Here is a 10,882-nt window from a genome sequence, read left to right as displayed (position 1 = left end):
ACCGTTCCTCAAGCCGATGCCCTCAAAGAAGCGGGTGTTGCCATTGATGCCATCATCGAAATCGATGTAGCCGATAGCGTAATCGTTGAGCGTATGTCAGGACGCCGTGCACACCTTGCATCGGGCCGAACGTATCATGTCGTCTATAATCCGCCGAAAGTGGAAGGAAAAGATGATGAAACCGGAGAAGAATTAGTACAGCGTGCGGATGACAAAGCCGAAGTCGTACTTGATCGTCTTCGCGTCTATCACGAACAAACCAGCCCCCTTGCCGACTATTACAAAGGGGTCGCCGCTTCAGATACATCGGTCAAATATATCACCATTGACGGAACGCAAAAAATCGATATTGTAGAAAAAGAAATTTTGTCACAATTAAAATAATCTCTTTCCCCGTTATCGGGGATTCCCTCCATTAGCATGCTATAATCTCTCTTATGAAAACACCTCATTTTTACGCCGTCATCATCGGTTCCGAAATTCTCAACGGCCGTCGGGAAGACAAACACTTCGTATATCTGCGAGATGCTCTGCTCCGACGCGGACACACCCTCTTTTCCTCATTCATCATTAAAGACGACCCTGTTTTGATCCGCAATACCTTCGAAATGATCAAAAATGATCCGGATGGGGTGATGTTCAGTTTTGGCGGAATCGGTTCGACCCCCGATGATCTGACACGACAAATCGCCGCTGATGTTTTCAGTGACGGTTTGCTTGTTTCGCATGAAAAATTTCATTCCGATATCATCGAACGCTTTAGTGATGCCGCCTATCCGTATCGTATTCTTATGGCGGAGTTGCCGAAACATTCCAAACTGCTTCATAACGTCGTCAATAATATGTCGGGCTTTCTTCTCGAAGATCGCTATTTTTTTATGCCGGGTTTTCCCGAGATGTCACACCCCATGGTGGAAGAAGCACTGGAGTCTTTTTATCCTCTGGCCAAAACTGTTTATCGTCAGACTCTCATTGCGCAAACATCGGAAAATACATTGATTGAGTGTATGCATCAGTTAGATTCCTCTGTCGATTTTTCATCCCTTCCGATGATAAACGGGGGAAAACCCATCGTCGAAATATCCGTGGCCTCGGAAGACAGAGAACTGTGTGATAAAAGCTTTCAACTCTTTATTGAAACATTGCACTCACGATCGATTGATTATAAAATCATCAAATATAATTAAAAATAAACATTTTTTTTGAATTGCCGATTTTGTTACATCGAGGAGAGAGGAGAGCGGATGGGTAAAATAAATTTACTAATCATCGGACTGGCCGTCAGTGTAATTATATATGTCATTTATCGTCATACTTTTTTAAAAACTCCGAAAAAAAAGATGCCGCATAAACCCCATTTTACCCTTAAAATTGAGTCTGAATAACCATACTGATCATACGTAATGGCGGTCATAGAGTTTATTGCGTTCCTGAACAGAATCAAGTTCCCCTTTGAGATGTTCCAAACGTTCTAGTCGCTGTTGCGTCGTAGGGTGAGTGCGAAACAGATTGGAAAAGGATATATTCTTACCCTCAAACGGGCTGATAATAAACATATGGGCATTCTCAGGTGTTGAGCCCTGCACTTCTCCTCTTGAATTATAATTTGAAAGTTTAATCAAGGCATCTTGAAGCCACTCGGGATGTCCGGTCAAACGAGCCGATCCCTCATCCGCCATGAACTCGCGCGAACGGCTGATCGTCATTTGGATAATACTTGCCGCAATGGGAAGTAAAATCGCCATCACAATCATCAAAATCGGATTAATGTTACGATTACCGCGATTGCCGAACATTGCCCCGAATTGAAGCATATTAGCGATGAACGCCACGGCTCCCGCAATCGTCGCGGCAATTGTCGCGACAAGAATATCTCGATGCCCTACATGCGAAAGCTCATGCGCCATCACCCCTTCTATTTCATCTTCATTCAGCAATTCAAGGAGCCCCGTCGTAATTGCTACTGCGGCATGTTGAGGGTTACGCCCCGTTGCAAATGCATTGGGAATATGATCATGAATAATATAAACTTTCGGCATCGGTATATCAGCACGCTCTACCAAACGCTCAACAACCCGATAGAGCACCGGTGCTTCTCTCGGATCTACTTCTTGCGCATTATAATGTTTCAAAATCATCGTATCGGAAAAATAGTAGGCGTAAAAATTCATTCCGCCGGCAAAGAGCAATGCGAGCAACATGCCCCCCTGCCCCCCTAAATATCCTCCGACAAATACGAGCAGTACGCTCAGCAATCCGAGCAGTAAAAACGTTTTAATCTGTTCCATTCTTTTCTCCCTGCAATAGAGCTAAAATAGATTTTTTGTGCATTTTTCGGGCAAAATCAACCGCATTAAGTCCATACGCATCGCGTGCATGAATATCTACACCAAGTTCCAATAATTTTTTGATGACATCTACTCTCCCATAGCAAACGGCTCCCATCAATGGAGTAAATCCGCTTTGGCGTGTCGGGTGATTAACATCAAATCCGATCTCAATCAATCGCCCAATCAAATCCAGATTATTGTAGGTGACAGCCACATCAAAAACACTCACACCTTCATTATCAATATGATTTAAATCGGCTCCGTGCTCAATGAGTAGATCAATAATCTCTTGATCACAGTGATAGCGCAAAGCAAAACAAAGTACCGATTCGCCGTTCTCTTCTACATCGTTCGGATTACCGCCGATTTTGAGATATTTTTTAGTCCCAAGATAGTCGTTTTCTTTTAATAAAGTGATCCATTGTTCCATAAACATTCCAATAATAATTTATCGTAGTATAACACGCAAGATTCAACCCATCCATAGGCGATTGTGGTAAAATTCCCTATTAATTTTACACCAAGAGAGACAATATGGAAATTTTAGAGACCGAAGCCGCTTTTAAAGCATGTGTGCAAGAGATTCAAAACACCGCAGGATACAAAAATCCTCTTGGATTCGGTATTTGCCGTGTTGATTTCGGCCAGCTTGATGGTTCAAAAATCCTCCAAGCCTCGTTTCCGCATATTAACTGGAACGAAAACTTCGGCAGTGCCGCTATCTTTATCAAAAGTGCTCAAGAGCAAGGACAAGGGATTGATTTCAATGCCGATGAAGTGATCATTCCGGTTACTCTCAAATTTTTAGAGGGGTGTTTAAACGCATTTACCCCCTATTCCGATGAAGCATTCGGAGATGCCCATAAAAATATCCAAGTGATCTCTGCCCTTTACAATCAAGTAAAAGAGCGCGGAATGCGCGAAGGTGAATTCCGTCTTGTACTTTTGTTTAACGATGTTGCATGTACGAGCGTTGAGGGAACGTATCTCAAACTCTACGCCCTCTCAACTTCTAAAGCACCTCTTCGCTCACTTAACCTTAACGGTGCGTTCGGTGCATTGCACAATGTCGCATGGTCAGACGGTCAGCCGATCGAACTCGAATGGCTCCGTGAAAACGAGATCGAACTCAAATTTGCCAATGAATATCCGAAAATCGATTTCGTCGATAAATTCCCGCGCTACCTCCAACACATCATTCCTGCCAATAACACGCGAGTACTGGATGATTCAAAAGTCCGCTTCGGTGCACAGCTCCATGCCGGTACAACGATCATGCCGGGTGCAAGCTATGTCAATTTCAATGCGGGAACTACGGGTGTCAGTATGGTTGAGGGGCGTATCTCCAGTTCGGCGGTTGTGGGTGATGGCTCCGATGTCGGCGGCGGAGCTTCAATTCTTGGAGTTCTAAGCGGAACGGACGGAATTCCGGTCACGATTGGAAAAAACACCCTTTTAGGCGCCAACTCCGTTACCGGAATCGCACTGGGCGATGGTTGTATCGTCGATGCGGGAATCGCCGTACTGGCAGGAACCAAGTTCGCGGTTAGCACAGATGAACTTGCTAAAATCCAAGAAGCAAACCCTTCCGCTATTCTCAGCGGGAGCAGTTTTAAAGGAAAAGATTTGATCGGATTAAACGGTATCCACTACCGCCAAGACTCAACTACAGGGCAATTGCTCATTCGTCGTTCAACGCGTGAAGTCAAACTCAACGCCGATTTACATTAATCGGACTAATTTAATTTTGCCACTATCTCTTAAGGTAGTGGGGACTATACTTTTCAAATCTGATATATACAAGGAGCTTTAAATGATAAGCTCAAATGTCTCTTCCATTATGTCCAATCAAGTGTTTATGAACAATAGTGCCAGTAATGTAGCTAATGTCAATACGGATAGCTACGTTCCGCGTGACACAACTATCAGTGAAACACAGAATGGATCAACAAAAGCAAATACGACGCAAGCTGATTCAAACGGAAGTGAAAAATCACAAACCGATTTGTCCAAAGAGATAACAGACCAAATCAGTATTGAAAAGATAGCCGCTTCCAACGTACAAGCCATCCGTACGCAAGACGAGATGCTAGGTTCTCTTCTGGATATGAGAGGTTAAAGTTTTTAAAGCTGCTTTTTAGTGTTGTTGCTTTTGGCAGTTCGTGTCAAAGAGAGTGGAGTATGGGTAAAAATATTCATACTCTCTGCACGATTAAGTAATTTCATTGCAGGGTCGTAGGTTTCCAACTCTGAACCCAATTCAAGAGTACTGATAACGGCTCGTCCGATGATATGCCGCCCTTTATTCCCCTCTTTATCGATCGTTCGAATTCCCCAAATATTGTGCATGACCAAGACATTGTCCTGATAGGTTCCGACATACAGCAGAACATGTCCTTTGAGATAGACAATCGTCTCAAACGGAACACCTTTAGTTTTTATTGTTGATAATTTCTCATCATTTGACATTCCCGAAAACGAAATAACTTCCCCTTTGCGAGATTGTGCGGCAGAGTTGCGAGGAAGCCAAATACCAAAAGGGGTAACCATATCCCGAATCATGGACGAACAATCACGTTCACCATACATTCCGCCCCAGCCATACGTATTTTTAAGTAACTGATTTCCTATCGAAATCAAATCTTTTTTATTAATTTTACTGGCACCTATGTGAGCGGTACGTTTCGGTATCGAAATAATATTTAAAGTATTATTCCGATCATAGGTTTTAACATAATAGTTCTCACCCTCTTCCCGATCCAACGGCAAGACCATGCCGATTCGTGAATACGCAAGAAAACGGTTTTGACCATCACGCAGGGGATAATTATCTTCTATAATATAAACTTTATCTGATTTTTGGATAGTTGATATGGTCTGATTATCCACGATACTGATACCGTCTGATTTGACCCACCCTGAAACATTATTCGTAAAAATGTAACTCCATGCTCCGTCTTTAGAAGTGTGTGAAACGAAAACAGCTTCATTATAATTGACACTGCTATTTTGGAGAAGGTCAAACGGATATCCCTCCCCCGCTATCGAAGGATCTTTATAAAGCGGTTTATCACTCGGAAGGGCTCGAATATCCATCCATTTGAGTGTAATCGCTTTTTGATTCAGAGTCCCGTATTCTACAAAATTGCTTTGATGTGCTATCTCTTCAAACCATGACGGAGAGACAGGCTTTAAATTACTTCCATACCCTCCTCTAAAAGCGCGAAGGGGCCATGCAGCCTCTTCCCTTTTTTCCGGCGGAGCACTATACCCCCAAGGAGCATAATAGCGTGTATCGAAAACCGTCTGTATCTCAAGCAATTTTTCTCTATCCACACTGTTTTGCTCTACATATGGGATTACAGACTGTTCAAAACGCTCTAAATCGTTCACTTTGGGGCCTAATTCAGGCAATTTCACACCAATATCTTGAGGAAGCATACAGCAAAAAGGATCAGCTAAGCCACTTTGATTGGTATCCGTCTTAGAGGGGGGAAAAGGTGATTTCGGCGAAGACAATAGATTTGGATTATGGGTACTGCATCCCCCTAATACCATCAATAATATTCCACTGATCCAAAATGTTGTTTTCATCCGTATATCCAATATTATTCTACTCCGCCGAACCGCCCGACAACTCTACCGATTATTTCAACTTCATCTTTTCGGGCTACATACGTCGGATAGTCTTTATTATCTGAAATAATATCAAGTTTACCATCAATCCGCACTTGTATCCTTTTGATAAACAGCCCGTGCTCGGTACGAATTGTAAAAATACCGCCTCTACTTATATCAATTTTAGAGCGGTTAATAAAAATAATATCGTTATAGCTAAAAGAGGGCTCCATTGAATCTCCCGACACGTTTATGGCTTCAATATGACGCAATTCTTTTTCACCGCCTAAAGAGAGAACAAAATTATCTTCAAGCATCAGAGGTTCGTAATCTAATTCTTCATTATCGGCGCCTCCCCCTGCAGAGGCGTTTACCGAAGAGAAATAACGTACCATATAAAAGCGGTTTGTCGGCTCGATCAAACTCTCAGGCGATTGATTATACAAAAGCCAGTTAATGGCGATAGATCGCTTAGCACAAAAATCAAGCAATTCATTAAAGGGAATTTTATTGCGCTTTTTCATGGTCGCAAAATTCATTTGTGAAATATCCAACAATTCCGCTACATCTTTATCGAACACTTTTTTTTCCGGAAATTCTGCAGAGACAATATCTTTAATCGTCTCTACAATATCACTGAACGTTTTCATCGTGAAATCCTTTTGATATATCGATAGCGTATTGTAGGAATTATGCCATAGTTTTAACAAATATATGTCAATTTGAAATATATTTTGATTGATTGCCTAAATTATTTTACTATTTGCCTAATATCACTCAAGGAGTTGACAATGGCAAAGGTTATTATTAGAGCGAACGGTTGGATGGACAGACTAGAGGTCAAAATGGAGAGATGGGCGGAGAGATTGTTTTAATCCTCTTTTTCATCTCTCTCTAAACGCGAAAGATGGTATCCGCGAAATATATAAACTAAAAAAAGGACGAACAGTACGATCATTATCGTATCAAGTATTTGCATCATGGTTTACATCATCTTTCGGTATGAATTAAAATTTTGTTTGATCGCTTCGTAGAGAATAATTCCACTGCTAATAGCCAAATTGAGACTACGTCCCTCTTTGGTCATCGGAATCGTCATGGTCTGGTTTGGGTGTGCTTCTAAAATTTCGGATGGAATTCCTGCAGTCTCACTCCCGAAAAAGAGGTAATCTCCCTCTTGAAAAGTAACTTCGAAATAAGGACGATCCGTTTTTGTCGTAGCAAAGAAAAAACGATCTCGCACAGGGTGTGCTTCTAAAAAATCGTCTATACTTTCCCATACATGCAAGTCGATTTTATGCCAATAATCCAATCCGGCTCGACGAACGGCTTTTTCATCAATATCGAATCCGATCGGCTTAATCAGGTGGAGTGAAGATCCGGTATTGACACAAAGACGTCCGATAGCACCGGTATTATTCGGAATTTGCGGATGAACTAAAACAATATGAAACATTTAAAAAATGATCGTTTTGTTGGCATGAACAAAGATACGATCCTCCAAGGCCATCTTCAATGCTTTGGATAAAACGATTTTCTCCACATCTCTTCCCAGCCGCTGCATCTCTTCCCAGCCGTAGGCATGATTGACATGAATAACATCCTGAGCGATAATCGGTCCTTCATCTAGATGATTGTTAACAAAATGAGCCGTTGCACCGATAATTTTAACACCGCGTTCATACGCCTGCTTATAAGGATTAGCACCGATAAAAGCGGGGAGAAACGAGTGATGAATATTGATAATCTTGTCTTCATACGCTTCTACGAACCGCGGAGTCAAAATCCGCATGTACTTTGCCAATACGATATAGTCAATTTCACCGAGTTCAGAGAGCTGTTTTAAAACACGTATTTCATGTTCGTCTCGGTCACACCCCTCATGAGATACGGTATAAAAAGGGATATCAAATTTTGAGACCAGCGGTTCAAGCAAATCATAATTCGAAACTACTCCGGTGATATGGCAATCAAGTTCCCCCGCTTCGTATCGGATCAAAATATCACCCAAGGCATGTGACTCTTTGGTAGCCATCAGAACTACCCGTTTTTTTCGTGGAGCAATCACTTCCAAATGTGCATTTTTCGGTAAAACAGCGCTTAGTTCGCTTCTGAGTATATCCGGTGCGATTTCTCCGGCAACAACGCTGCGCATAAAAAATTTATTATGTGTTTTATCAACAAATTCATTGTTGGAGATAATATTAAGATTACGATGAAAAAAGATACTGGACACTTTGTATACCAGCCCTTTTTCATCATTGCAATGGATTAATATACGATAGTGTTCATTCATTTCTTATCCTCTGTGTGAGAGCGGCTACGATTCTTTAATCGTGTCCAAGCGGTTATCGATAGTGGCTAAAAGGTATTCAAAAAAATTGAGTGTCAAATCCACCTTAGCTTCTATTTGTGTATTATTCGGAGATTGAAACCCTTCAAAAAGAACAAGCAAACGTTCTCGAATTCCTTCCAGCATCCGTGCTTCATCATCACGTACGGCATGTACCGTCTCGATCACGGTTTGAACCGTTTCTATAACCGGTGCTTTAGGAATAGCTGATTCTTCAACGGAACGAAGCGGCTTCTCTTCAACCTGACGTTCTCGGTGTTCAACCTCCGGCGCGGTCGATAACTCTTCAATTTCGGCTAATGTAGATAATATGACATCTTTTAGTTCCATGCTTTCATCAACCACCTTTCAAATTGAATAAATTCGGCTTCTTCTTCCATCTGAATGAAAAAAGTCTTCATTTCGTTATTGACCCCTAAAAACTTTTTTCGCATACCGGAGAGTCGGCGAATCGCGATTTTTGCATCCGCATTAGAGGGATCTTTTTTTAAAATCTCTTTGTAAATTTCAAGGGCATCTTCTTTGAGCCCTTGAAGCTCATAAATATTTGCGAGGGTTAAAGTTTGCATTTGGCTGCAAAGTTAGCGATGATAGACCCCATCTCGCTGGTTGAGCAAACTTCTTTGGCATCATATCCCGCAATGTCTTTAGTTCGATACCCTTCTGCCAACGCTTGTTTAATACCGTAATCAATACGATCCGCCGCTTTGTGTTCATTCAGAGCAAAACGGAGCATCATAGAGGCGCTTGCGATGGTTGCAATAGGGTTGGCAATCCCTTGTCCTGCGATATCCGGAGCCGAACCGTGAATCGGCTCATACACGCCGATTTTAGCCCCGACGGAAGCGGAAGGGAGCAAACCGATAGAACCGGAGAGCATACTTGCCTCATCGCTGAGAATATCGCCGAAAATATTTCCGGTCAAAATAACATCGAATTGTTTCGGATCACGAATCAATTGCATGGCAGCATTGTCGACATACATATGGCTTAGTTCGACTTCAGGATATTCCTTTGCCACCTCTTCCACCACTTCGCGCCATAATTGGCTGACATCAAGCACGTTGGCTTTATCGACCGAGCATACTTTTTTAGAGCGGTCCATCGCGATTTTAAACGCAACGTGGGCAATTCGTTCGATTTCAGGACGGGTATAGACCATCGTATTCCATCCGCGATTCTCATCACGCCCTTTCGGTTCACCGAAATAGATCCCGCCGATAAGTTCACGGACGACCATCAAATCGACCCCTTTAACGATTTCTGGTTTCAACGAGCTGGCATTGACGAGCTCGTCATAAACATTCGCGGGACGAAGGTTGGCAAATACTCCCAATTCTTTACGGAAGCGAAGCAAACCGCTCTCAGGACGTTTTTCTCTCGGGAGAGTATCCCATTTGATCCCTCCGATGGCTCCGAAAAGTACCGCATCGCTCGCCAAAGAGATGTCGATTGTCTCTTGCGGAAGAGGATCACCGACTGCATCGTAAGCGCATCCGCCCATAAGGGCTTCCTGGTAATTAAATTCAAGGTTCTCGCATGCCGCAACCGCATCCAAAACTTTGACCGCTTCATCTACGATCTCAGGACCGATTCCGTCCCCTTTAATAAGCGCAATATTGTAACTTTTCATCAACTATTTCTCCTGAGCGGCAATTTCGGCTTCTGCATAATTCATCAAACCACCTGCAGCGATAAGCTCTTGCATAAACGGCGGAATGGGGATAAAGTTATACACTTTTCCGTTGGTAGTGTTGGTAATTGTCCCAGCATCCATATCGATACTGACCGATTCACCCTCTTTGATCTCTAAAGATTCGGGAAGTTCCAGAATCGGCAGTCCCATGTTAAAAGCGTTACGGTAAAAAATACGGGCAAACGTCGGTGCGATAACCGCTGCGATTCCTGCAGCCTTCAGCGCGATAGGGGCATGTTCACGAGATGAACCGCATCCAAAATTTTCATCCGCTACGATAATATCACCCGGAACCATTTTGCTGACAAATGTCGGATCAGCATCCTCCATAACGTGCTTGGCAAGCTCTTTTGGGTCTGAAGTATTGAGATAACGGGCGGCGATGATAAGATCGGTATCAATATCTTTACCGAAATTCCAAACTTTGCCTTCAATTTTTTGCATCAAAAATCCTATGGTACGTAAAATTGGGTGGATTATAGCAAAGATGTGTTGAAAGTGATTTAAATCCCTAAAAAAGGATTTAATAGTGATTAATATTAACGCTTCAGACTATTTGTAGTCGCTAACATCTCATCACTGGTAGTAATGACTTTGGAGTTGGCATCATACGCACGCTGTCCCGTAATCAAGTCGGTGAGTTCCACTACCAGTTGAACGTTCGAAAGTTCCACAAACCCCTGACGGATATTTCCGATTCCGTTCTCACCCGGAGTCCCCTCAATCGGTTGACCCGAACTGTCGGTTTCAACAAATAGGTTATCTCCCATTGCATGCAAACCGGCGGGATTAATAAAATTGGTTAAAGAGATCTGTCCTACTTGCGTTGCTTGGGCCTGTCCCGATTGAGTTACACTGACGATACCGTCTGTTCCGATGCTGATA

General features: G+C 42.7%; 16 protein-coding genes. 5 read left to right on the top strand and 11 right to left on the bottom strand.

The genetic code is table 11. The features are described from left to right. From Q0C19_RS08125 to Q0C19_RS08115, 3 genes are all read left to right on the top strand, one after another. Positions 1-384 (top strand): nucleoside monophosphate kinase (locus Q0C19_RS08125; protein ID WP_295054950.1); only part of this gene is annotated, 384 nt, incomplete at its 5' end. 53 nt (positions 385-437) lie between these two features. Continuing rightward, positions 438-1,187 (top strand): molybdopterin-binding protein, encoded by a 750-nt coding sequence (locus tag Q0C19_RS08120; RefSeq protein WP_295054947.1) that lies wholly within the window; start codon positions 438-440, stop codon positions 1,185-1,187. Between the two features lie 57 nt (positions 1,188-1,244). Further along, a complete protein-coding gene (locus tag Q0C19_RS08115) occupies positions 1,245-1,385 on the top strand; it encodes a hypothetical protein (protein WP_295054944.1) in 141 nt (46 codons plus the stop codon). Positions 1,386-1,394: 9 nt separating this feature from the next. Here the strand turns inward: Q0C19_RS08115 and htpX are convergent, their stop codons facing one another. Then, a complete protein-coding gene (htpX, locus tag Q0C19_RS08110; protein WP_295054942.1) occupies positions 1,395-2,288 on the bottom strand; it encodes a zinc metalloprotease HtpX in 894 nt (297 codons plus the stop codon). Then, positions 2,275-2,760, bottom strand: a complete 486-nt coding sequence (locus Q0C19_RS08105) for an ankyrin repeat domain-containing protein (protein WP_295054939.1) — start codon at positions 2,758-2,760, stop codon at positions 2,275-2,277. The genes htpX and Q0C19_RS08105 overlap by 14 nt, the downstream gene beginning before the upstream one ends. Before the next feature lie 104 nt (positions 2,761-2,864). On the opposite strand from Q0C19_RS08105, the gene Q0C19_RS08100 reads away from it, so the two are divergent. Both Q0C19_RS08100 and Q0C19_RS08095 read left to right on the top strand, forming a co-directional pair. Further along, a complete protein-coding gene (locus Q0C19_RS08100) occupies positions 2,865-4,061 on the top strand; it encodes a tetrahydrodipicolinate N-succinyltransferase N-terminal domain-containing protein (RefSeq protein WP_295054936.1) in 1,197 nt (398 codons plus the stop codon). Between the two features lie 82 nt (positions 4,062-4,143). Continuing rightward, positions 4,144-4,449: a hypothetical protein gene (locus tag Q0C19_RS08095; RefSeq protein WP_295054934.1), complete on the top strand. Its 306-nt coding sequence runs from the start codon at positions 4,144-4,146 to the stop codon at positions 4,447-4,449. 5 nt (positions 4,450-4,454) lie between these two features. On the opposite strand, the gene Q0C19_RS08090 is transcribed toward Q0C19_RS08095, so the two are convergent. From Q0C19_RS08090 to Q0C19_RS08050, 9 genes are all read right to left on the bottom strand, one after another. Further along, positions 4,455-5,924, bottom strand: coding sequence for an SH3 domain-containing C40 family peptidase (locus Q0C19_RS08090; RefSeq protein ID WP_295054931.1), 1,470 nt, complete (start codon positions 5,922-5,924; stop codon positions 4,455-4,457). A 14-nt stretch (positions 5,925-5,938) separates the two neighbouring features. Then, positions 5,939-6,598: a S24 family peptidase gene (locus Q0C19_RS08085; RefSeq protein ID WP_295054929.1), complete on the bottom strand. Its 660-nt coding sequence runs from the start codon at positions 6,596-6,598 to the stop codon at positions 5,939-5,941. Positions 6,599-6,933: 335 nt separating this feature from the next. Beyond that, on the bottom strand, positions 6,934-7,404 hold the full coding sequence (locus Q0C19_RS08080) for a tRNA (cytidine(34)-2'-O)-methyltransferase (RefSeq protein ID WP_295054928.1): 471 nt from the start codon (positions 7,402-7,404) through the stop codon (positions 6,934-6,936). Then, positions 7,405-8,244 (bottom strand): formyltetrahydrofolate deformylase, encoded by an 840-nt coding sequence (gene purU, locus Q0C19_RS08075; protein WP_295054926.1) that lies wholly within the window; start codon positions 8,242-8,244, stop codon positions 7,405-7,407. 24 nt (positions 8,245-8,268) lie between these two features. After that, positions 8,269-8,631: a hypothetical protein gene (locus tag Q0C19_RS08070; RefSeq protein ID WP_295054922.1), complete on the bottom strand. Its 363-nt coding sequence runs from the start codon at positions 8,629-8,631 to the stop codon at positions 8,269-8,271. Continuing rightward, positions 8,622-8,870: a tetratricopeptide repeat protein gene (locus tag Q0C19_RS08065; RefSeq protein ID WP_013459848.1), complete on the bottom strand. Its 249-nt coding sequence runs from the start codon at positions 8,868-8,870 to the stop codon at positions 8,622-8,624. Before Q0C19_RS08065 ends, Q0C19_RS08070 begins: the two co-directional genes overlap by 10 nt. Further along, positions 8,858-9,934, bottom strand: coding sequence for a 3-isopropylmalate dehydrogenase (gene leuB, locus Q0C19_RS08060; RefSeq protein ID WP_295054919.1), 1,077 nt, complete (start codon positions 9,932-9,934; stop codon positions 8,858-8,860). Before leuB ends, Q0C19_RS08065 begins: the two co-directional genes overlap by 13 nt. A gap of 3 nt (positions 9,935-9,937) precedes the next feature. Then, entirely contained in the window at positions 9,938-10,441 is a 504-nt protein-coding gene (locus tag Q0C19_RS08055) for a 3-isopropylmalate dehydratase small subunit (protein WP_295054916.1), read from the bottom strand. 95 nt (positions 10,442-10,536) lie between these two features. Next, positions 10,537-10,882 (bottom strand): flagellar hook-basal body complex protein (locus tag Q0C19_RS08050; protein WP_295054914.1); only part of this gene is annotated, 346 nt, incomplete at its 5' end.

This window comes from Sulfuricurvum sp. (assembly GCF_023250475.1).
In the GTDB taxonomy this organism is placed as follows: domain Bacteria; phylum Campylobacterota; class Campylobacteria; order Campylobacterales; family Sulfurimonadaceae; genus Sulfuricurvum.
Note: the sequence above shows the minus strand (reverse complement) of the source record. Positions and strands in the feature narration are given on the sequence as shown.

Coding starts and splice junctions, on each gene's coding strand:
- Q0C19_RS08085 (WP_295054929.1), bottom strand. CDS start 6,598: ATGAAAACGTTCAGTGATATTGTAGAGACGATTAAAGATATTGTCTCT.
- Q0C19_RS08095 (WP_295054934.1), top strand. CDS start 4,144: ATGATAAGCTCAAATGTCTCTTCCATTATGTCCAATCAAGTGTTTATG.
- htpX (WP_295054942.1), bottom strand. CDS start 2,288: ATGGAACAGATTAAAACGTTTTTACTGCTCGGATTGCTGAGCGTACTG.
- Q0C19_RS08090 (WP_295054931.1), bottom strand. CDS start 5,924: ATGAAAACAACATTTTGGATCAGTGGAATATTATTGATGGTATTAGGG.
- Q0C19_RS08100 (WP_295054936.1), top strand. CDS start 2,865: ATGGAAATTTTAGAGACCGAAGCCGCTTTTAAAGCATGTGTGCAAGAG.
- Q0C19_RS08120 (WP_295054947.1), top strand. CDS start 438: ATGAAAACACCTCATTTTTACGCCGTCATCATCGGTTCCGAAATTCTC.
- Q0C19_RS08115 (WP_295054944.1), top strand. CDS start 1,245: ATGGGTAAAATAAATTTACTAATCATCGGACTGGCCGTCAGTGTAATT.
- leuB (WP_295054919.1), bottom strand. CDS start 9,934: ATGAAAAGTTACAATATTGCGCTTATTAAAGGGGACGGAATCGGTCCT.
- Q0C19_RS08070 (WP_295054922.1), bottom strand. CDS start 8,631: ATGGAACTAAAAGATGTCATATTATCTACATTAGCCGAAATTGAAGAG.
- Q0C19_RS08105 (WP_295054939.1), bottom strand. CDS start 2,760: ATGGAACAATGGATCACTTTATTAAAAGAAAACGACTATCTTGGGACT.
- purU (WP_295054926.1), bottom strand. CDS start 8,244: ATGAATGAACACTATCGTATATTAATCCATTGCAATGATGAAAAAGGG.
- Q0C19_RS08055 (WP_295054916.1), bottom strand. CDS start 10,441: ATGCAAAAAATTGAAGGCAAAGTTTGGAATTTCGGTAAAGATATTGAT.
- Q0C19_RS08065 (WP_013459848.1), bottom strand. CDS start 8,870: ATGCAAACTTTAACCCTCGCAAATATTTATGAGCTTCAAGGGCTCAAA.
- Q0C19_RS08080 (WP_295054928.1), bottom strand. CDS start 7,404: ATGTTTCATATTGTTTTAGTTCATCCGCAAATTCCGAATAATACCGGT.